Annotated in this window: 18 protein-coding genes; 11 read left to right on the top strand and 7 right to left on the bottom strand. The window is 63.1% G+C overall.

The annotated features are described in order from the left end of the window. Positions 1–12: 12 nt before the first annotated feature. The 4 genes from crcB to ftsK all read right to left on the bottom strand — a co-directional run bounded on the left by crcB (position 13) and on the right by ftsK (position 4,823). A complete protein-coding gene (gene crcB, locus V9K84_RS05570; protein ID WP_043860846.1) occupies positions 13–387 on the bottom strand; it encodes a fluoride efflux transporter CrcB in 375 nt (124 codons plus the stop codon). Further along, positions 384–1,709: a replication-associated recombination protein A gene (locus V9K84_RS05565; RefSeq protein ID WP_043860847.1), complete on the bottom strand. Its 1,326-nt coding sequence runs from the start codon at positions 1,707–1,709 to the stop codon at positions 384–386. The genes crcB and V9K84_RS05565 overlap by 4 nt, the downstream gene beginning before the upstream one ends. Before the next feature lie 19 nt (positions 1,710–1,728). Then, the gene (lolA, locus tag V9K84_RS05560; protein WP_043860848.1) at positions 1,729–2,352 is read right to left on the bottom strand and encodes an outer membrane lipoprotein chaperone LolA; all 624 of its coding nucleotides are present in this window, start codon (positions 2,350–2,352) and stop codon (positions 1,729–1,731) included. Between the two features lie 65 nt (positions 2,353–2,417). Then, positions 2,418–4,823, bottom strand: coding sequence for a DNA translocase FtsK (gene ftsK, locus V9K84_RS05555; RefSeq protein WP_088515152.1), 2,406 nt, complete (start codon positions 4,821–4,823; stop codon positions 2,418–2,420). Positions 4,824–5,164: 341 nt separating this feature from the next. Here ftsK and aat point away from each other — a divergent pair, with 341 nt between their 5' ends. The 3 genes from aat (at position 5,165) to infA (ending at position 6,945) form a co-directional block, all read left to right on the top strand. After that, on the top strand, positions 5,165–5,842 hold the full coding sequence (gene aat, locus V9K84_RS05550) for a leucyl/phenylalanyl-tRNA--protein transferase (protein WP_088515153.1): 678 nt from the start codon (positions 5,165–5,167) through the stop codon (positions 5,840–5,842). 75 nt (positions 5,843–5,917) lie between these two features. Further along, entirely contained in the window at positions 5,918–6,625 is a 708-nt protein-coding gene (locus tag V9K84_RS05545) for an arginyltransferase (RefSeq protein WP_043860851.1), read from the top strand. 101 nt (positions 6,626–6,726) lie between these two features. Beyond that, positions 6,727–6,945 (top strand): translation initiation factor IF-1, encoded by a 219-nt coding sequence (gene infA, locus V9K84_RS05540; RefSeq protein WP_002553999.1) that lies wholly within the window; start codon positions 6,727–6,729, stop codon positions 6,943–6,945. Between the two features lie 130 nt (positions 6,946–7,075). On the opposite strand, the gene clpA is transcribed toward infA, so the two are convergent. Then, entirely contained in the window at positions 7,076–9,346 is a 2,271-nt protein-coding gene (gene clpA, locus V9K84_RS05535; RefSeq protein ID WP_043860852.1) for an ATP-dependent Clp protease ATP-binding subunit ClpA, read from the bottom strand. Between the two features lie 30 nt (positions 9,347–9,376). Continuing rightward, on the bottom strand, positions 9,377–9,739 hold the full coding sequence (gene clpS / locus V9K84_RS05530; RefSeq protein ID WP_043860853.1) for an ATP-dependent Clp protease adapter ClpS: 363 nt from the start codon (positions 9,737–9,739) through the stop codon (positions 9,377–9,379). A gap of 228 nt (positions 9,740–9,967) precedes the next feature. On the opposite strand from clpS, the gene cspD reads away from it, so the two are divergent. Further along, a complete protein-coding gene (gene cspD / locus V9K84_RS05525) occupies positions 9,968–10,222 on the top strand; it encodes a cold shock domain-containing protein CspD (RefSeq protein WP_058541364.1) in 255 nt (84 codons plus the stop codon). A gap of 61 nt (positions 10,223–10,283) precedes the next feature. Here cspD and icd read toward each other — a convergent pair whose 3' ends face one another. Next, a complete protein-coding gene (icd, locus tag V9K84_RS05520) occupies positions 10,284–11,540 on the bottom strand; it encodes an NADP-dependent isocitrate dehydrogenase (protein WP_043860855.1) in 1,257 nt (418 codons plus the stop codon). A gap of 418 nt (positions 11,541–11,958) precedes the next feature. Between icd and V9K84_RS05515 the strand changes: the two genes are divergently transcribed. The 7 genes from V9K84_RS05515 to V9K84_RS05485 all read left to right on the top strand — a co-directional run bounded on the left by V9K84_RS05515 (position 11,959) and on the right by V9K84_RS05485 (position 19,773). Continuing rightward, positions 11,959–14,184 (top strand): NADP-dependent isocitrate dehydrogenase, encoded by a 2,226-nt coding sequence (locus V9K84_RS05515; RefSeq protein ID WP_338794266.1) that lies wholly within the window; start codon positions 11,959–11,961, stop codon positions 14,182–14,184. 162 nt (positions 14,185–14,346) lie between these two features. Next, entirely contained in the window at positions 14,347–14,787 is a 441-nt protein-coding gene (locus tag V9K84_RS05510) for an NUDIX hydrolase (RefSeq protein WP_088515154.1), read from the top strand. A gap of 73 nt (positions 14,788–14,860) precedes the next feature. Further along, positions 14,861–15,982, top strand: a complete 1,122-nt coding sequence (mnmA, locus tag V9K84_RS05505; protein ID WP_058541215.1) for a tRNA 2-thiouridine(34) synthase MnmA — start codon at positions 14,861–14,863, stop codon at positions 15,980–15,982. Further along, positions 15,982–16,602, top strand: a complete 621-nt coding sequence (hflD, locus tag V9K84_RS05500) for a high frequency lysogenization protein HflD (protein ID WP_043860859.1) — start codon at positions 15,982–15,984, stop codon at positions 16,600–16,602. The genes mnmA and hflD overlap by 1 nt, the downstream gene beginning before the upstream one ends. A gap of 135 nt (positions 16,603–16,737) precedes the next feature. Then, entirely contained in the window at positions 16,738–18,108 is a 1,371-nt protein-coding gene (gene purB / locus V9K84_RS05495) for an adenylosuccinate lyase (protein ID WP_043860860.1), read from the top strand. A gap of 80 nt (positions 18,109–18,188) precedes the next feature. Continuing rightward, positions 18,189–19,355 carry a cupin domain-containing protein gene (locus V9K84_RS05490; protein ID WP_043860861.1) on the top strand — a complete coding sequence of 389 codons (1,167 nt, stop codon included), beginning with the start codon at positions 18,189–18,191 and terminating at the stop codon, positions 19,353–19,355. Next, positions 19,348–19,773 carry a GNAT family N-acetyltransferase gene (locus tag V9K84_RS05485; RefSeq protein ID WP_043860862.1) on the top strand — a complete coding sequence of 142 codons (426 nt, stop codon included), beginning with the start codon at positions 19,348–19,350 and terminating at the stop codon, positions 19,771–19,773. Before V9K84_RS05490 ends, V9K84_RS05485 begins: the two co-directional genes overlap by 8 nt. The last annotated feature ends 10 nt before the right edge of the window (positions 19,774–19,783 follow it).

Below are 19,783 nucleotides of genomic sequence, written 5' to 3'. Positions count from 1 at the left end.
TTTCTCGCTGGTTCAGAATTTGGTCAAGGACAATCCGGCCCAGGTGGCGAGCAGGCCACCCACTACACTGAGGCTGGCATAGCCGAACGCCAGGGGCGCTTGCCCGCTTTCGAGCAGGCGTACGGTGTCCATGGAAAAGGATGAAAAGGTCGTCAGGCCGCCAAGGAAGCCGACGATCAGGCCTGCGCGCAGCTCGACCGGCACCAGCGGGCGATGCAGAAACAGCCCGTAGAGCAAGCCGATCAGCAGGCAGCCAATCAGGTTGACCGCCAGCGTACCGAGATAGAAGTGGCGTGGCCAGTGGGCATTGACCCAATTTCCCGCGGCAAAGCGCAGCAGCGTGCCGGCAATGCCCCCGGCGCTGACTGCGGCCACCAGGGCAATCATGGCTTCCTCCGCTGGCGCGGGCTCAGGCGATCGAGTTCGGCCAGGTGGCGCAGCTTCTCGCCGATCTTCAGTTCCAGGCCGCGAGGCACCGGCTGGTAGTACTGGCGCGGCGCGAGGTCATCGGGAAAGTAGTCTTCGCCGGCCGCATAGGCATCGGGCTCGTCGTGGGCATAACGGTACTCGTCGCCGTAGCCCAGTTGCTTCATCAGCTTGGTGGGTGCGTTGCGCAGGTGCAGCGGCACTTCCAGCGAACCATGCTCGGCGGCTTCGCGCAGGGCGGTCTTGAAGCCCATGTACACCGCGTTGCTCTTGGGCGCACAGGCCAGGTACGTAATGGCCTGGGCCACCGCCAGCTCGCCCTCGGGGCTGCCCAGGCGCTCCTGCACGTCCCACGCGGCCAGACACAGGCTCAGCGCACGCGGGTCGGCGTTGCCGATGTCTTCGCTGGCCATGCGCACCACGCGCCGCGCCAGGTACAACGGGTCGCAGCCGCCATCGAGCATGCGTGCGAACCAGTACAGCGCCCCATCGGGGTTGGAGCCACGCACCGACTTGTGCAATGCGGAAATCTGGTCGTAGAAGGCCTCGCCGCCCTTGTCGAAACGTCGACGGGTATCACCGAGCAGGCTTTGCAGCAGTTCCACCCCGATCTCGCTGCCGTCTTCGGCCAGGTCCGAGGCATTCTCCAGCAGGTTGAGCAGGCGCCGGCCATCGCCATCGGCGGCAGCCAGCAGCATCTTGAAGGCTTCGTCGCCCAGGCTCAGGTTGCGCTTGCCCAGGCCGCGCTCCTCGGTCAGTGCGCGCTCCACCAGGCGGTGCAACGCGGCTTCGTCCAGGCTCTTGAGCACATACACGCGCGCCCGCGACAGCAGGGCGTTGTTGAGTTCAAACGAGGGGTTTTCGGTGGTGGCGCCGATGAAGATCAGCGTGCCGTCTTCCACATACGGCAGAAAGGCGTCCTGCTGCGACTTGTTGAAGCGGTGCACTTCGTCGACGAACAGGATGGTGCGCCGCCCGTACTGGGCGGCCTGCTGCTTGGCGATCTCCACCGCCTGGCGGATCTCCTTGACCCCGGCCAGTACGGCCGAGACGGTCTCGAAGTGCGCCTCGCAGAACTGTGCCAGCAAACGCGCCAGGGTGGTCTTGCCCACCCCGGGCGGGCCCCAGAAGATCATCGAGTGCAGCGCGCCCTGCTCCAGTGCCTCGCGCAGCGGCTTGCCGCGCGCCAGCAGGTGCTGCTGGCCGACGTATTCGTCCAGGTTGGCCGGGCGCAGGCGCGCGGCCAAGGGCTGGGCAACAGGGTCACTTCGAAACAGGTCCATGGACGCGGGCTTGACCTCTTTACTCTTGAATCACGTCGGCGCCTTCAGGCACGACGAACTTGAATTTGCTCGCCGGGATCGGCTCATTGGCCTTGACCCCGCTGAACAGGATATTGGTGCGCTGGCCGACGCTGTCGATCAGTTGCATATCGTTCACCAGCCCCTTGCGGAACGACAGGCGCAGCGAGTCGAACAGGGTGTCCTTGGTTTTGGGCTTGAGCGTGAAATCGATCACGTCACCCTGTTGCTTGGAGGTGATATCGAAGCTCTGGCTGATTTTCGAGATATCACCCGACAACAGCAAGGCCGGCGTTTCGGTCAGACGCTCGTCGAGCTTCTTGATGGTCGCCTGCTCCAGGTCCGGGTCCCACAGGGTCACCTTCTTGCCGTCCGACACCACCACCTGCTCGGCAGGCGCATCGGTGTGCCAGTAGAACAGGCCAGGGCGCTGCACCGCCATCTGACCGGTGGTTTCCTGCAACTGGGTGCCGCTGCCATCGAGGGTCAGTTGCGAGAAACCGGCAGAAATGGTCTTGGACGTCTCCAGCAATTGGGTCAGGCTTTTGACGTCCGCCTCTGCGGCGAAAACCGAAGCGCTGGACAGGGCCATGGCGGAAACCAACAGCATGCGAATCAGGCGCATGGAAATCCTCGTTGCAGTAGGGGTGGGCCGGCGGCCGTCAATGGCCGCCGGCAGATAAGGAATCATCAGTCGCGCATCGGTCCGGGCGCAATCACTTCACGCGAACCGTTGGTGTTCATGGCAGTGACCACACCGGCCATTTCCATCGCCTCGATCATGCGGGCGGCGCGGTTGTAGCCGATCTTGAGCTTGCGCTGTACCGCGGAAATGGAGGCACGACGGCTTTCGAGCACGAACTGCACTGCCTCGTCGTACAGCGCGTCGGTTTCGGCGTCATCGTCACCGCCACCACCACCGCCCCCATCGAAGCCGCTGCCGGCCTCTTCGACACCGCTGAGGATGTCGTCGTTGTAGTCCGGGGCGCCGCGCAGCTTCCAGGCCTCGACCACGCGGTGAACCTCTTCGTCGGACACGAAGGCGCCGTGCACGCGAATCGGCAGGCTTGTGCCCGGCGGCATGTACAGCATGTCACCATGGCCCAGCAGTTGTTCGGCGCCGCCCTGGTCGATGATGGTGCGCGAGTCGATCTTGCTCGATACCTGGAACGCCATGCGGGTCGGGATGTTGGCCTTGATCAGGCCGGTGATCACGTCCACCGACGGACGCTGGGTGGCCAGGATCAGGTGGATACCGGCAGCCCGCGCCTTCTGCGCGATACGGGCGATCAGTTCTTCGACCTTCTTGCCGACGATCATCATCATGTCGGCGAATTCGTCCACCACCACCACGATGGTCGGCAGGGTCTTGAGCAGCGGCGGCACGTCATCCATGCTTTCGCGCTTGAACATCGGGTCGTAGATCGGCTCGCCCGCTTCTTCGGCGTCCTTGATCTTGCGGTTGAAGCCGGCCAGGTTGCGCACGCCCATGGCCGCCATCAGCTTGTAGCGGCGCTCCATCTCGGCCACGCTCCAGCGCAGGGCATTGGCGGCGTCCTTCATGTCGGTGACCACCGGGCACAGCAGGTGCGGGATGCCTTCGTAGATCGACAGCTCGAGCATCTTCGGGTCGATCATGATCAATTTGGCGTCTTCGGGGCCGGACTTGAACAGGATCGACAGGATCATCGCGTTCACGCCCACCGATTTACCGGAACCTGTGGTACCGGCCACCAGCAGGTGCGGCATCTTGGCCAGGTCGGTGATCACCGGCTTGCCGCCGATATCGTGCCCCAGGGCCATGGTCACAGGCGACTTGGCCTCGTCATACTGCGGCGACGACAGCACCTCGGAGAAGCGCACGATCTGGCGGTCTTCGTTGGGGATCTCGATACCCACCGTGGTCTTGCCCGGGATCACTTCGACCACGCGCACGCTGGTTACCGCCAGCGAGCGCGCCAGGTCCTTGGCCAGGTTGGCGATGCGGCTGACCTTGACCCCGGCGGCCGGCTGGATTTCGTAGCGGGTGATCACAGGGCCGGGGTGGATCGAGTCCACCGACACTTCAACCCCGAACTCCTTGAGCTTGATTTCCAGTAGATGGCCCACGCCCGCCAGGGACTCTGGCGAGTAGTTGACCTTCTTCTTCTCGGCCGGGTCGAGAATCGAAATCGGTGGCAGCGTGCCTTCGATGGCGCTGTCCACGAACAACGGCGCCTGCTTTTCCTTCTGCACGCGCTTGCTCGGCTCTGGGGCCTTGGCCGGCGCCGGCATGATCACCGGTGGCACATGCTGCTCGCGCTCGGCCACATGCTTGCTCAACGCGGTATCGCGCTCGATGATGCGTTCCTTGGCCTTGAGCTGCTCGCGGCGGTCGGGCACCACAGGCGCCACCACGTCGTGCACCTGCTCGTCGACTTCACGCAGTTGGGCAACCAGGCGCTTGCGCTCGTTGCGCCCGGCCCACCAGCGGTTGGCCGCCCCCTGGAACAGTTCGAACAGGTCGAGGGTGATCTTGCCGGTGATGTCCATCACCTTGAACCACGACAGGTCGGTGAACACGGTCAGGCCGAACAGGAACAGCGCGATGAACATCAGGGTGCTGCCCTGCACGTTCAGCGCGTTCTTGGCCAGGTCACCCAGGCTTTCGCCCAGCGCGCCGCCCGCCGAGGCCGGCAGGTTCGGGGCCGAATGGAAATGGATATGCGCCAGCGCGGCGCCCGACAGCACCAGGAACACCAGGCCGATCAAACGCCAGGAGAACAGCCAGCCGCTCCACTGCCAGGGCTGATGACGTTCGCGGAAGATCTGCCAGGTCTTGATCGCCAGCAGCAACGGGAAGATATAGGCGAAATAGCCCAGCACCATGAACAACACGTCGGCAAAGAACGCCCCGGCGCGACCGGCGGCGTTCTGCACCTGCTCGACATTGCTGGTATGGCTGAAGCCCGGGTCGGCCTGGTCGTAGGTGAGCAGGGCCATCCACAGGTACAGGCACAGCGCGCCCATGGCGATCAGCGCACCTTCCTTGAGCCGGTAGTGCAGCTGCTGGCGCCAGATCGGCTCGGGGTTGGGTGTTGCGGTGGATTTCTTCAAAACGCGTCTATTCCTGCGCTCAATGCGCGTCCAACAGGGGTCGACCGGGCGACCGGGTCAACAAACCACTACTTTTAACATTACTGCCCGCCTGCCGCCATGACGGCACGCCGGAACGAGGCGTAAACGGGGGCCAATTTCCTATACGGCAATTTGAGCACGCATTCTCTTTTGTGACAAAGGCTTATGCGGGGTTTTTGCGTAGTTGGGACAGCATAGTGCAGGTTAAGTTGCGCCGCCCGCCAACGCCGGCGGCGCAACGGCAGGCGCCGGCCTTGCCGACGAAGCCTTTTGCGGCGATCCTTCCCCTCCCCTCCTCCACCGCACGGCGACCCACCTCCATGCTGACCTGGCTGAGCCGCAACAACCTGGACTTCCCGCCACTGGAAAAGGCCCTGCACGAACCCAACGGCCTGCTCGCCGCCGGCGGCGACCTGAGTGCCGAGCGCCTGGTGCAGGCCTATCGCCATGGCTGCTTCCCCTGGTACCAGGACGGCCAGCCGATCCTGTGGTGGTCGCCCGACCCGCGCACCGTGTTGTTCCCGGACGAGCTGCACGTGTCGCGCTCGCTGCGCAAGGTCATTCGCCAGGGCCGCTATCAGGTCAGCTTCGACCAGGACTTTGCCAGCGTGATCAGTGCCTGTGCGGCGCCTCGCGACTATGCCGACGGCACCTGGATCACCGACCCCATGCAGGCTGCCTACCTCACGCTGCACCAGCAGGGCTTCGCCCACTCGGTGGAAGTGCGCGAAAACGGCGAGCTGGTGGGCGGGCTCTACGGCCTGGCCATGGGCCGCCTGTTCTTTGGCGAATCGATGTTCAGCCGCGCCGACAACGCCTCCAAGGTGGGCTTCGTGCACCTGGTGGAACACCTCAAGGCGGCCGGCTTCGTGCTCATCGACTGCCAGATGCCCACCAACCACCTGCACAGCCTCGGCGCCCGCTCCATCGCTCGCAGCGCCTTTGCCGAGTACCTGCGCAACTACCTCGACCAGCCGGCCAACGTCAGCTGGGCCTGACGTCCTGGCGTTTGCTAGGCGAGTTTTCACAGCTGGCTTACACTTAATCCAAACGCACCTCCCGAGGGGTTGATCATGACAGAGCTGGCGCGGTTGAAGTTTTATGCCACTCAACCCCATGCCTGCAGCTACCTGCCAGACGAGCAAGCCACCACGCTGTTTCTCGACCCGAGCCAGCCAATGGACGCCAACGTCTACGCAGACCTGTCGGAAATGGGCTTTCGTCGCAGCGGCGACCACCTGTATCGCCCGCATTGCCAGAACTGCAATGCGTGCGTACCTGCGCGCATCCCGGCGGCTCGCTTTACGCCCAATCGCCAGCAGAAGCGCATCATCAAGCGCAACGCCGACCTGGTGGTGACCCCCGCACGCCCTCGGTTCAACGAAGAATACTTCGAGCTGTACCGCCGCTACATCGAGCAGCGCCATGCCGACGGCGACATGTACCCGCCCAGCCGCGACCAGTTCTCCACCTTCCTGGTCCGCGACCTGCCGTTTTCACGCTTCTACGAGTTTCGCCTGGACGGCAAGCTGCTGGCGGTGGCGGTCACCGACCTGCTGCCCAACGGCGTATCGGCGGTGTACACCTTCTACGAACCCCAGGAAGAACGGCGCAGCCTGGGACGTTTCGCGATCCTCTGGCAGATCAGCGAAACCCTGCGCCTGGGGCTTGAAGCGGTCTATCTCGGGTACTGGATCAAGAACTGCAAAAAGATGAATTACAAGACCCAGTACCGCCCCATCGAGCTGCTGATCAATCAACGATGGGTCACGCTTAACTGAAACCCTTGGCTTGAACCCCATTTTTCGGGCACAATGCACGCCACTTTTTAGCCTGGCGCAGTTGCACCGGGCCGGCAACTGGACACCGAGGGCTTTACTGCATGTCGAAAGAAGACAGCTTCGAAATGGAAGGCACTGTCGTCGACACCCTGCCCAACACCATGTTCCGCGTGGAGTTGGAAAATGGGCACGTCGTTACCGCGCATATCTCCGGCAAGATGCGCAAGAACTACATCCGTATTCTCACCGGCGACAAGGTCCGCGTCGAACTGACGCCTTATGACCTGAGCAAAGGGCGCATCACCTACCGCGCCCGCTAAACGCTACACACAAGAACGCCCGGCCAGTGCCGGGCGTTTTTGCGTGCCTGCCTGAAAAGCCTGGCCGGCAAGGCCGACCCCTACCAGGGCTGCATCACCCCGCAGGAGCCGGCCGTGCCGGCGAACGCGATCAGGCCATCTCGGCCGTGGTCTCGAAGTCGAACACCAGCTCGCCATCGCGCAGGTCGATGTGCACCACGCCGCCATGCTCGGCCAGCTCGCCAAACAGGATCTCTTCGGCCAGCGGCCGCTTGATCTTGTCCTGGATAAGCCGCGCCATGGGCCGCGCACCCATCTGCGCATCGTAGCCACCGGCTGCCAGGTAGCTGCGAGCAGCATCCGACACCTCCAGCAGTACGCGCTTGTCTTCCAGCTGGGCCTGCAGTTCGGTGAGGAACTTGTCGACCACGCTCTTGATCACTTCGTGGCTCAGGCGACCAAACTGGATGATGGTGTCCAGGCGGTTGCGGAACTCCGGCGTGAAGCTCTTCTTGATCACTTCCATCGCGTCGGACGAGTGGTCCTGATGGGTAAACCCGATCGAGGCCCGTGCCGCAGTCTCGGCGCCGGCGTTGGTGGTCATGATCACGATGACGTTGCGAAAGTCCGCCTTGCGCCCGTTGTTGTCGGTCAGGGTACCGTGGTCCATCACCTGCAGCAGCAGGTTGAAGACTTCCGGGTGAGCCTTCTCGATTTCATCGAGCAGCAGCACGCAATGTGGCTGCTTGGTGATGGCCTCGGTCAACAGGCCGCCCTGGTCGAAACCGACATAGCCCGGAGGCGCACCGATCAGGCGCGACACGGTGTGACGCTCCATGTACTCGGACATGTCGAAACGCACCAGCTCGACCCCCAGCGCCTTGGCCAGCTGACGCGCCGCCTCGGTCTTGCCGACCCCGGTAGGGCCTGCAAACAGGAACGAGCCCACCGGCTTGTCCGGCGCCTTCAGGCCCGCACGCGACAGCTTGATGGCGGTGGCCAGCGAATCGATCGCGGCATCCTGGCCAAACACGGTCAGCTTCAGGTCGCGCTCCAGGTTGCGCAGCAGCTCCTTATCGGAACTGGTGACGTGCTTTGGCGGAATGCGCGCAATCTTGGCGACGATGTCTTCCACCTGCTGCACATCGATGCGCTTGACGCGCTTCTCGACCGGCTGCAGGCGCTGGTACGCCCCCGCTTCGTCGATTACGTCGATGGCCTTGTCCGGCATGTGACGGTCATTGATGTAGCGCGCTGCAAGCTCCGCTGCGGCACGCAGCGACTCATCGCTGTACTCGATGCTGTGATGGGACTCGAAACGCCCCTTGAGGCCGCGCAGGATGCCGATGGTGTCTTCCACCGACGGCTCGCTGACATCCACCTTCTGGAAGCGCCGCGCCAGGGCCCGGTCCTTCTCGAAGATGCCGCGGAACTCCTGGAACGTAGTCGAGCCGATGCAACGGATATCACCCGAAGACAGCAGCGGCTTGAGCAGGTTGGACGCATCCATCACCCCGCCCGATGCCGCACCGGCGCCGATGATGGTGTGGATTTCGTCGATGAACAGGATCGCCTGCGGACGCTTGCGCAGTTCGCCGAGCAGCGCCTTGAAGCGCTTCTCGAAGTCTCCACGGTACTTGGTACCGGCCAGCAAGGCTCCCAGGTCCAGCGAATAGACCACGCTCTGGGCCAGCAGGTCAGGCACCTGCCCGTCGACGATACGCTTGGCCAGGCCTTCGGCGATGGCGGTCTTGCCCACCCCGGCCTCGCCCACCAGCAGCGGGTTGTTCTTGCGCCGACGCGCAAGGATCTGCGCCACGCGCTCGACCTCGGTCTCGCGCCCCACCAGCGGGTCGATACGCCCCTGGCGTGCCAGTTCGTTGAGGTTGCTGGCATAGGCGTCCAGCGGATTGCTCGAGGACGAGGCTTCGCCGCCGTCTTCGTCCTGCATGTCCTGCTCGCCGTCCTGGTGTTCGCCATGGCCCGGCACCTTGGAGATACCGTGGGCGATGTAGTTGACCACGTCGATTCGCGCGACACTTTGCTGTTTGAGCAGGAACACCGCCTGGCTTTCCTGCTCGCTGAAGATCGCCACCAGCACATTGGCGCCGGTGACTTCACGTTTACCCGAGCTCTGTACATGGAACACGGCACGCTGAAGCACCCGCTGGAAGCCCAGGGTTGGCTGGGTCTCGCGGTCTTCATCATGCACGGGGATCAGTGGCGTGGTGGAGTCGATGAACTCCTGCAGGTCGTGCTTGAGCTTGTCGAGGTTGGCTCCACAGGCACGCAAAACGGTTGCGGCGGCCTCATTATCCAAAAGCGCCAGCAGAAGGTGTTCGACGGTCATGAACTCATGACGCTTCGAACGGGCCTCCTTGAAGGCCAGATTGAGGGTGACTTCGAGCTCGCGGTTTAACATAGCTTCACCTCATACCCAAGTGGTCGGCGATTAACCGTCCTTCTCGATTTCACAGAGTAGCGGATGCTGGCTTTCCCGGGCGTATTGGTTGACCTGCATGGCCTTGGTCTCGGCGATGTCGCGGGTAAACAATCCGCACACTGCCCGCCCTTCTGTATGGACGGCCAGCATGACCTTGGTCGCCAGCTCGCGATTCAGGTTAAAAAACACCTCGAGCACTTCGACGACGAAATCCATCGGTGTGTAGTCATCGTTGAACAAAACCACCTTGTACATCGGTGGTGCCTGCAGCGCGGGCTTGGCTTCCTGTACCGCCAGACCAGAGCCATCGTCCTCATCCTGCTGCGGGCGATCCTGATTGAATGTTAGTCGAATCTGGCTATGTGCATGCATGGAAAGAAATTCATCATTTCGACAGGTTAAGGTTGAATGTGGACCGCCTGGCCACACGCCGGAACGGCCGTCGCCTGACCTTGACTATCGGCAAATCGGTGTTACAACCAATAAGAGCCCACCGTGGTCGATAAAGATCCGCGCAGTCAACCAGAATTTTCGCAGGTTCATAGGCGGATGGAGTGGATGATACTCCAGTGATGGAGTCCTTTGCAGAGGGATATGAGGATGGCAACCGGCAAAGTCAAGTGGTTCAACAATGCCAAGGGATTCGGATTCATCAACGAGGATGGCAAGGATGAGGACCTGTTTGCCCACTTCTCTGCCATTAACATGGAAGGTTACAAGACCCTGAAGGCCGGACAAGTCGTCACATTCGATATCATTCAGGCACCCAAGGGGTTTCATGCGCAGAACATAAGACCCGTCGTCACCAGCGCCCAGAGCGAGCCCGCCGGCAGCGCGACCACGATCGACGCCTGAACACCCCAGGAACACCAGGGCCGGCCTGCCCTCTCGGACAGGCCGGCCTTTTGCTGCCCGCTTACATGTGCTTGATCAGCGCCTCACCGAAGCCCGAGCTCGACACCAGCGTCGCGCCTTCCATCAGGCGTTCGAAGTCGTAGGTCACGGTCTTGGCCTTGATAGCCCCGTTGGTGCCCTTGATGATCAGGTCCGCCGCCTCGGTCCAGCCCAGGTGACGCAGCATCATCTCGGCCGACAGGATCACCGAACCAGGGTTGACCTGATCCTTGCCGGCGTACTTGGGCGCCGTGCCGTGGGTGGCCTCGAACATGGCCACGGTGTCCGACAGGTTGGCACCCGGCGCGATGCCGATACCGCCCACCTCCGCCGCCAGGGCGTCGGACAGGTAGTCACCGTTCAGGTTGAGGGTGGCGATCACGTCGTACTCGGCCGGACGCAGCAGGATCTGCTGGAGCATGGCGTCGGCAATGGCGTCCTTGACGATCACTTCACGCCCGGTCTTGGGGTTCTTGAATTTCATCCACGGGCCGCCATCGAGCAGCTCGGCGCCGAATTCGTTCTTGGCCACCTCGTAGCCCCAGTCCTTGAAGGCCCCCTCGGTGAACTTCATGATGTTGCCCTTGTGCACGATGGTCAGCGACTCGCGGTCGTTATCCACCACATACTGCAGGGCCTTGCGCACCAGGCGCTGGGTGCCTTCCTTGGAAACCGGCTTGATGCCGATGCCGCAATCCTGGTCGAAGCGGATCTTGGTGACACCCATTTCCTCCTTGAGGAACTTGATGACCTTGTTCGCCTCGGGCGAGCCGGCCTTCCACTCGATGCCGGCATAGATGTCCTCGGAGTTCTCGCGAAAGATCACCATGTCGACGTCGCCAGGTTTTTTCACCGGGCTGGGCACACCCTCGAACCACACCACCGGACGCAGGCACACGTACAGGTCCAGTTGCTGGCGCAGGGCGACGTTCAGCGAACGGATGCCGCCGCCGACCGGGGTGGTCAGCGGGCCCTTGATCGATACCACGTAGTCTTTCACCGCATCCAGGGTTTCCTGGGGCAGCCAGGTGTCCTGGTCGTAGACCTGGGTGGCCTTCTCGCCGGCGTACACCTCCATCCAGGAGATCTTGCGCTTGCCGCCATAGGCCTTTTCGACTGCAGCATCGACCACCTTGATCATCACCGGGCTGACATCGACGCCAATACCGTCACCTTCAATGAAGGGGATGATCGGATTGTCGGGAACATTGAGAGAATGGTCTGCGTTGACGGTGATTTTGTCACCGACTGCCGGAACCTTGATTTTCTGGTATCCCATGCTGCACTCCGCTTTTTTCTGGTTGATAGGACTTCATGCAATCCCCAGAGCCTAACCCAGTTGAACGCAGACGCAAACCTCGCCGAAAAAACCGTCATACCAGCGTAAAACGCTCTACGTCTTTGGTCTAAAAGTGGCCATCCGACATGTTGACCTTGATGATTACGACCAAGGGTTTGATATACTCCGCCGGTGACCAAAGGGTCACTGGGGGCGACCGGTCCGAATAGAGACGTCCGGCCCCGACAAGACTGGGCTGTTACCGCAGTTCAGCCGTTTGACACTCGACTGATGCAACCCACCATCACAGCCCGGAATCCTCGACCTTCTGCTCATGGATCCGCTTGAGCGAAGCGCCTATCCTGCGCACCCCTCGAGATTCCGCGCACGCTCAGCAAAACAGAGAGTTAACCCGAATATGCCCACCCGATCCAAGATCATCTACACCTTCACCGACGAAGCCCCCGCCCTCGCCACCTACTCACTGCTGCCCATCGTCGAAGCGTTCACCGCCACTGCCGACATCGCCGTCGAAACCCGTGACATCTCGCTCGCTGGCCGTATCCTCTCTGCCTTCCCTGAACAGCTCGGCGCCGACAAGCAAGTGGCCGACCACCTGGCAGAACTGGGCCAACTGGCAACCACGCCTGAAGCCAACATCATCAAGCTGCCGAACATCAGCGCCTCGGTACCGCAGCTGAAGGCCGCGATCAAGGAGCTGCAAGCCAAGGGCTTCAACATCCCGGACTACCCGGACACCGTCAGCACCGACGCGGAAAAAGAAGCCCGCGCCCGCTACGACCGCATCAAGGGCAGCGCCGTGAACCCGGTACTGCGCGAAGGCAACTCCGACCGCCGCGCACCGCTGTCGGTCAAGAACTACGCCCGCAAGCACCCGCACAAGATGGGCGCCTGGGCAGCCGACTCCAAGTCGCACGTCGCGCACATGGACAACGGCGACTTCTACGGCAGCGAAAAAGCCGCGCTGATCGAAGCCGATGACAGCCTGCGCATCGAACTGCTGGCCAAGGACGGTTCGACCACCGTCCTGAAAGAGAAAACCGCGGTCAAGGCCGGCGAAATCGTCGACTGCGCCGTGCTCAGCACCAAGGCCCTGCGCAGCTTCATCGCTGCCCAGATCGAAGAAGCCAAGGCCCAGGGCGTACTGCTGTCGGTTCACCTGAAAGCCACCATGATGAAGGTCTCCGACCCGATCATGTTCGGCCAGATCGTCGCCGAGTACTACAAGGACGCGCTGACCAAGCACGCCGCCGTACTGGAGCAGGTCGGCTTCAACCTGAACAACGGCATCGGCGACCTGTACGCCCGCATCAAGGACCTGCCAGCCGAGCAGCAGGCCCAGATCGAAGCCGACGTGCAGGCCGTGTATGCCGTGCGCCCGGCGCTGGCCATGGTCAACTCCGACAAGGGCATCACCAACCTGCACGTGCCGAGCGACGTCATCGTCGACGCCTCGATGCCGGCGATGATCCGCGACTCGGGCAAGATGTGGAACACCGAAGGCCAGCTGCAGGACACCAAGGCAGTGATCCCGGATCGCTGCTACGCCACCATCTACCAGGCGGTGATCGAAGACTGCAAGCAACATGGCGCCTTCGACCCTACCACCATGGGCAGCGTGCCGAACGTCGGCCTGATGGCACAGAAGGCCGAAGAGTACGGCTCCCACGACAAGACCTTCCAGGCCAAGGCTGATGGCGTGATCCGCGTCGTCGACGGCAAGGGCAACCTGCTGCTGTCCCAGGATGTCGAGACCGGCGACATCTTCCGCATGTGCCAGACCAAGGACGCGCCGATCCAGGACTGGGTCAAGCTGGCCGTCAACCGTGCCCGCGCCAGCGCCACCCCGGCGATCTTCTGGCTCGACCCGCAACGCGCCCACGACGGCGTGCTGATCGAGAAGGTCCAGAAGTACCTGAAAGACCACGACACCACCGGCCTGGACATCCGTGTCCTGTCGCCTGTCGAGGCCATGAAGGTTTCGCTGCAGCGCATCCGTGCCGGCGAAGACACCATCTCGGTCACCGGCAACGTGCTGCGTGACTACCTGACCGACCTGTTCCCGATCATGGAGCTGGGCACCAGCGCCAAGATGCTGTCGATCGTGCCGCTGATGAACAACGGCGGCCTGTTCGAAACCGGCGCCGGCGGTTCGGCACCCAAGCACGTGCAACAGCTGGTGGAAGAAAACTTCCTGCGCTGGGATTCGCTGGGCGAGTTCCTGGCCCTGGCAGCTTCGCTCGAGCACCTGAGCACCGCCTACGCCAACCCCAAGGCCAAGGTACTGGCTGCGACCCTGGATCAGGCCACCGGCCAGTTCCTGGACAACAACAAGTCCCCTGCGCGCAAGGTTGGCAGCATCGACAACCGTGGCAGCCACTTCTACCTGACCCTGTACTGGGCCCAGGCACTGGCTGCACAGACCGATGACGCGGCGCTGCAAGCACGCTTCGCACCGCTGGCCAAGGCACTGACCGAGAACGAAGCGACCATCGTCGCCGAGCTCAACGCAGTCCAGGGCAAGCCGGTTGAAATCGGTGGTTACTACTACCCCGATGCCGAGCTGACCGCCAAGGCAATGCGCCCGAGCCAGACCTTCAACAACGCGGTTGCCGCGCTGTAAGGTTGGCTTGAGCTGACACACAGACCCCGGCCACGCACCGGGGTTTGTGCTTTCTGGACATCGGCGGCGCCCTCTTCGCCGGCAAGGCCGGCTCCTACAGCCCTTTGTAGGAGCCGGCCTTGCCGGCGAAGAGGCACGCCAACCCACTACGAAGGCACCCGCATGACCTGGCAACCCCACATCACCGTCGCCACCATCGTCGAAGACAACGGCCGCTTCCTGCTGGTCGAGGAATTCAAGGCCGGCCGGCACGTCTTCAACCAGCCCGCCGGCCACCTCGAGGCCAACGAAACCCTGCTCGAAGCCGCCCTGCGCGAGACCCTCGAAGAAACCGCCTGGGACGTCGAGCTTACCGGCATCGTCGGCATCTACCTCTATACCGCCCCCAGCAACGGCGTGACCTACCAGCGCATCTGCTTCGCTGCCCGCCCGCTTCGCCACCACCCCGAGCGCGCCCTGGACAGCGACATCGTGCGCGCCACCTGGCTCACCCGCGACGAACTGCTGGCCGACCCCGAGCGCTGGCGCAGCGAGCTGGTGCCGCAATGCATCGACGACTACCTGGCCGGCCCGCTGCACAGCCTGAGCCTGATCCGCAATTGAAGCCGCGGCTTTCGCCTTGCGCGGCGCAGCCTGATAGAATCGACGTCTTTTTCCAGATACACAGCCGGTACCTATGACCAGTCCAGCACTCTACGAACCCGAAAAGACACGCGTCATCGTCGGCATGTCCGGCGGCGTGGACTCTTCCGTCTCCGCCCTCCTGCTGATCGAGCAGGGCTACCAGGTGGAAGGCCTGTTCATGAAGAACTGGGAAGAGGACGACGGCACCGAATACTGCACCGCCCGCGAAGACCTGGCCGATGCCCAGGCCGTGTGCGACCGCATCGGCATCAAGCTGCACACTGCCAACTTTGCCGCCGAGTACTGGGACCACGTGTTCGAGCACTTCCTGGAAGAGTACAAGGCCGGGCGCACGCCAAACCCGGACATCCTGTGCAACCGCGAAATCAAGTTCAAGGCGTTCCTCGACTACGCCCTGATGCTCGGTGCCGACCTGATCGCCACCGGCCACTATGTGCGCCGCCGCGACATCGACGGGCGTACCGAGCTGCTCAAGGGCCTGGACCCGAACAAGGACCAGAGCTACTTCCTGCACGCCGTCGGCGGCGAGCAGATCGCCCGCACGCTGTTCCCGGTGGGCGAACTGGAAAAGCCCGAGGTGCGCGCCATCGCCGAAAAACACGGCCTGGCCACGGCCAAGAAGAAGGACTCCACCGGTATCTGCTTTATCGGCGAGCGCCGCTTCAGCGATTTTCTCAAGCAATACCTGCCGGCGCAGCCCGGTGAAATCCAGACCACCGAGGGTGAAGTCATCGGCCAGCACCACGGCCTGATGTACCACACCATCGGCCAGCGTCAGGGCCTGGGCATCGGCGGCCTCAAGGATGCCAGCGACGAGCCGTGGTACGTGCTGGAGAAAGACCTCAGCCGCAACGTGCTGGTGGTCGGCCAGGGCAACGAGCACCCGTGGCTGTTCTCCCGCGCCCTGCTCGCCTCGGAGATCTTCTGGGTCAACCCCGTCGACCTCTCCAGCCCGCGCCAGCTGACGGCCAAGGTGCGCTACCGCCAGAGCGACCAGGCGTGCACCCTGGAACGCACCGCAAGCGGTTACCGCGCCGTTTTCGACGAGCCGCAGCGCGCCGTGACGCCGGGCCAGTCGGTGGTGTTCTATGACGGTGAGGTATGCCTGGGGGGCGGTGTGATCGAAGTGGCCGAGCCCTGGAGCAGCCGCTGATGAACCAGATGCAAGAGCAACTGGTGGCCCTGGGCGGGGTATTCCAGGCCGCCGTGCTGGTCGACCGAATCGCCCGCACGGGCCAGGCCAGCGAGGCCGACCTGGGCTGCATGCTCGGCAGCCTGCTGGTACGCGACCCCAAGGACACCCTGGAGGTGTTCGGCGGTGACGACCTGAACCTCAAGGATGGCTACCGCGCCCTGGCCAGCGCGCTGGAGCGCGACCCTGCCAGCCTGCAGCGCGAGCCGCTGCGCTACGCCTTGTCGATGCTGGGCCTGGAGCGCCAGCTGGCCAAGCGTGGCGACATGCTCGACACCATCGGCAAGCGCCTGCCGCAGATCCAGTCCCAGGCCGATCATTTCGGCCTGGTGCATGAAAACGTGATCGCTTCGTGCGGCGCCCTCTACCAGGACACCCTGAGCACCCTGCGCCAGCGTATCCAGGTGCATGGCGACATGCGCAACCTGCAGCAGCCCAACAATGCCTCGAAGATCCGCGCCCTGCTGCTGGCCGGCATCCGTGCTGCGCGCCTGTGGCGCCAGCTGGGCGGACACCGCTGGCAGCTGGTGATCAGCCGGCGCAAGCTGCTCAAGGAGCTGTACCCGATGCTGCGCGGCTGACCCTGACCGCGTCGCGGCCTTCGCTGGCTTGCCAGCGAAAAGGCCCGAAAGACCTTTTGTCACCCTCAAAACCCGGGCGCGTTTTTCATGTATGATATGCGCCCTTTTCGTTGCCCGACTGTCCGAGAACACCCCATGCAGCTTTCCTCGCTCACTGCGGTTTCCCCTGTTGACGGCCGCTACGCCGGCAAAACCCAGGCCCTGCGCCCCATCTTCAGCGAATACGGCCTGATCCGTTTCCGCGCCCTGGTCGAGGTCCGCTGGCTCCAGCGCCTGGCCGCCCACCCGCAAATCGCTGAAGTACCAGCGTTTTCCGCCGAAGCCAACGCCGTGCTCAACGCCCTGGCCGACGACTTCGCCCTCGAGCACGCCGAGCGCGTCAAAGAGATCGAGCGCACCACCAACCACGACGTCAAGGCCATCGAGTACCTGCTCAAGGAGCAGGCCGCCCAGCTGCCGGAACTGGCCAAGGTCAGCGAGTTCATCCACTTCGCCTGCACCAGCGAGGACATCAACAACCTGTCCCACGGCCTGATGCTGCGCGAAGGCCGCGACAGCGTGCTGCTGCCGCTGATGCGCCAGATCGCCGAGTCGATCCGCGAACTGGCCCACCGCTTCGCCGACGTACCGATGCTGTCGCGCACCCACGGCCAACCGGCTTCGCCGACTACCCTGGGCAAAGAGCTGGCCAACGTGGTGTACCGCCTGGAGCGCCAGATCGCCCAGGTTGCCGCCGTGCCGCTGCTGGGCAAGATCAACGGCGCCGTGGGCAACTACAACGCCCACCTGTCGGCCTACCCGCAGATCGACTGGGAAGCCAACGCCCGCGCCTTCATCGAAGACGAGCTGGGCCTGGTGTTCAACCCCTACACCACCCAGATCGAACCGCACGACTACATTGCCGAGCTGTTCGACGCAATCGCCCGCTTCAACACCATCCTGATCGACTTCGATCGCGATATCTGGGGCTACATCTCGCTGGGCTACTTCAAGCAGCGCACCATTGCAGGCGAAATCGGTTCCTCGACCATGCCGCACAAGGTCAACCCGATCGACTTCGAGAACTCCGAAGGCAACCTGGGCATCGCCAACGCGCTGTTCCAGCACCTGGCCAGCAAGCTGCCGATCTCGCGCTGGCAGCGCGACCTGACCGACTCCACCGTGCTGCGCAACCTGGGCGTCGGTTTCGCCCACAGCGTGATCGCCTACGAGGCCAGCCTCAAGGGCATCAGCAAGCTGGAAATCAACGAAGCCCGCATCGCCGAAGACCTGGACGCCTGCTGGGAAGTCCTGGCCGAGCCGATCCAGACCGTGATGCGCCGCTACGACATCGAAAACCCGTACGAGAAGCTCAAAGAGCTGACCCGCGGCAAAGGTATCAGCCCTGAAGCGCTGTTAACCTTCATCGATGGCCTGGACATGCCGGCCGAAGCCCGCGCCGAGCTGAAGAAGCTGACCCCGGCCAACTACATCGGTAATGCCGCGGCACAAGCCAAACGCATCTGATTGCCCCCGCGTTTTGACGCCCGGCTTGGCCGGGCGTTTTTATTGCTGAAAGAAAATTACTTTTTTTCAATAGGTTACACATGAATCCTGATACCCCACTTCAGCTGCTGGGCGGCCTGACTGCCCGCGAATTCCTGCGCGACTACTGGCAGAAGAAGCCCCTGCTGGTTCGCCAGGCCTTCCCTGATTTCGAAAGCCCGATCGATGCCGATGAACTGGCCGGCCTGGCACTGGAAGAGGAAGTCGAATCGCGCCTGGTCATCGAACATGGCGAGCGCCCGTGGGAACTGCGCCGCGGCCCGTTCGACGACGACACCTTCAGCACCCTGCCTGAGCGCGACTGGACCCTGCTGGTACAAGCCGTCGACCAGTTCGTGCCGGAAGTGGGCGAGTTGCTGGAGAGCTTTCGCTTTCTGCCAAGCTGGCGCATCGACGACGTGATGATCAGCTTCGCCGCCCCGGGTGGCAGCGTGGGCCCGCACTTCGACAACTACGACGTCTTCCTGCTGCAAGGCCAGGGCAAGCGCAACTGGAAGATCGGCCAGATGTGCGACAGCGACAGCCCGCTGATCGAGCACGCCGACCTGCGTATCCTGGCCGACTTCGAGCAGACCGACGAGTGGACCCTGGAACCGGGCGACATGCTCTATCTGCCACCGCGCCTGGCCCACTACGGTGTGGCCGAAGACGACTGCCTGACCTATTCGGTCGGCTTCCGCGCGCCGAGCGCCGCCGAAGTGCTGACCCACTTCACCGACTTCCTCAGCCAGTTCCTGCCTGACGAAGAGCGCTACACCGACGCCGACGCCCAGCCGGTGAGCGACCCGCACCAGATCCAGCGCGACGCCCTGGACCGCCTCAAGGGCCTGCTGGCCGAGCACATGAGCGACGAGCGCCTGCTGCTGACCTGGTTCGGCCAGTTCATGACCGAACCACGCTACCCGGAACTGGTGGCTGGCGAGGCACTGAGCGAAGAAGACCTGATCGACAGCCTGGAACAGGGTGCGATCCTGATCCGCAACCCGAGCGCGCGCCTGGCCTGGTCGGAAGTCGACGACAACGTGCTGCTGTTCGCCAGCGGCCAGAGCCGCCTGCTGCCGGGCGAACTGCGCGACCTGCTCAAGCTGATCTGCGCCGCCGACGCCCTGCACGTGGAAAACCTCGCGCCATGGCTTGGCGACGAAAATGGCCTTACCCTGATCTGCGAACTGGTCAAGCAAGGAAGCCTGGGATTTGCCAATGAATAAGATCGAAGTACGCCTGGCCGATTGGCAGAAAGACAACGCCGACATCCGCCGTATCCGCGAATCGGTGTTCATTGCCGAGCAGAACGTGCCGCCAGAGCTGGAGTGGGATGCCGACGACAACATCGCCGTGCACTTCCTGGCCTTTGAGGGTGACTACGCCATCGGCACCGCCCGCCTGTTGCAGGATGGCCAGATCGGGCGCGTGTCGGTGCTCAAGGACTGGCGCGGGCTCAAGGTGGGTGACGCACTGATGCAGGCCGCCATCGCCGAGGCGCAGAACCGCGATCTGCGCCAGCAGAAGCTCACCGCACAAGTGCATGCCACCGCATTCTACGAGCGCCTGGGCTTCAAGGTCGTCAGCGAGGAGTTCCTCGAGGCCGGCCTGCCGCACGTGGACATGGTGCGCGACTCGCAGTAAGCGCCAACCC

Origin of the sequence: Pseudomonas sp. AE27 (assembly GCF_037113495.1) — a bacterium.
Taxonomy (GTDB): Bacteria; Pseudomonadota; Gammaproteobacteria; order Pseudomonadales; family Pseudomonadaceae; genus Aquipseudomonas; species Aquipseudomonas palmensis.
This window is presented reverse-complemented; position numbering and strand designations above follow the sequence as displayed.

Excerpts from the sequence above, each read along its gene's own strand:
- crcB (WP_043860846.1), bottom strand. The coding sequence starts at position 387 with ATGATTGCCCTGGTGGCCGCAGTCAGCGCCGGGGGCATTGCCGGCACG.
- V9K84_RS05565 (WP_043860847.1), bottom strand. The coding sequence starts at position 1,709 with ATGGACCTGTTTCGAAGTGACCCTGTTGCCCAGCCCTTGGCCGCGCGC.
- lolA (WP_043860848.1), bottom strand. The coding sequence starts at position 2,352 with ATGCGCCTGATTCGCATGCTGTTGGTTTCCGCCATGGCCCTGTCCAGC.
- aat (WP_088515153.1), top strand. The coding sequence starts at position 5,165 with ATGCTGACCTGGCTGAGCCGCAACAACCTGGACTTCCCGCCACTGGAA.
- V9K84_RS05545 (WP_043860851.1), top strand. The coding sequence starts at position 5,918 with ATGACAGAGCTGGCGCGGTTGAAGTTTTATGCCACTCAACCCCATGCC.
- infA (WP_002553999.1), top strand. The coding sequence starts at position 6,727 with ATGTCGAAAGAAGACAGCTTCGAAATGGAAGGCACTGTCGTCGACACC.
- clpA (WP_043860852.1), bottom strand. The coding sequence starts at position 9,346 with ATGTTAAACCGCGAGCTCGAAGTCACCCTCAATCTGGCCTTCAAGGAG.
- clpS (WP_043860853.1), bottom strand. The coding sequence starts at position 9,739 with ATGCATGCACATAGCCAGATTCGACTAACATTCAATCAGGATCGCCCG.
- cspD (WP_058541364.1), top strand. The coding sequence starts at position 9,968 with ATGGCAACCGGCAAAGTCAAGTGGTTCAACAATGCCAAGGGATTCGGA.
- icd (WP_043860855.1), bottom strand. The coding sequence starts at position 11,540 with ATGGGATACCAGAAAATCAAGGTTCCGGCAGTCGGTGACAAAATCACC.
- V9K84_RS05515 (WP_338794266.1), top strand. The coding sequence starts at position 11,959 with ATGCCCACCCGATCCAAGATCATCTACACCTTCACCGACGAAGCCCCC.
- V9K84_RS05510 (WP_088515154.1), top strand. The coding sequence starts at position 14,347 with ATGACCTGGCAACCCCACATCACCGTCGCCACCATCGTCGAAGACAAC.
- mnmA (WP_058541215.1), top strand. The coding sequence starts at position 14,861 with ATGACCAGTCCAGCACTCTACGAACCCGAAAAGACACGCGTCATCGTC.
- hflD (WP_043860859.1), top strand. The coding sequence starts at position 15,982 with ATGAACCAGATGCAAGAGCAACTGGTGGCCCTGGGCGGGGTATTCCAG.
- purB (WP_043860860.1), top strand. The coding sequence starts at position 16,738 with ATGCAGCTTTCCTCGCTCACTGCGGTTTCCCCTGTTGACGGCCGCTAC.
- V9K84_RS05490 (WP_043860861.1), top strand. The coding sequence starts at position 18,189 with ATGAATCCTGATACCCCACTTCAGCTGCTGGGCGGCCTGACTGCCCGC.
- V9K84_RS05485 (WP_043860862.1), top strand. The coding sequence starts at position 19,348 with ATGAATAAGATCGAAGTACGCCTGGCCGATTGGCAGAAAGACAACGCC.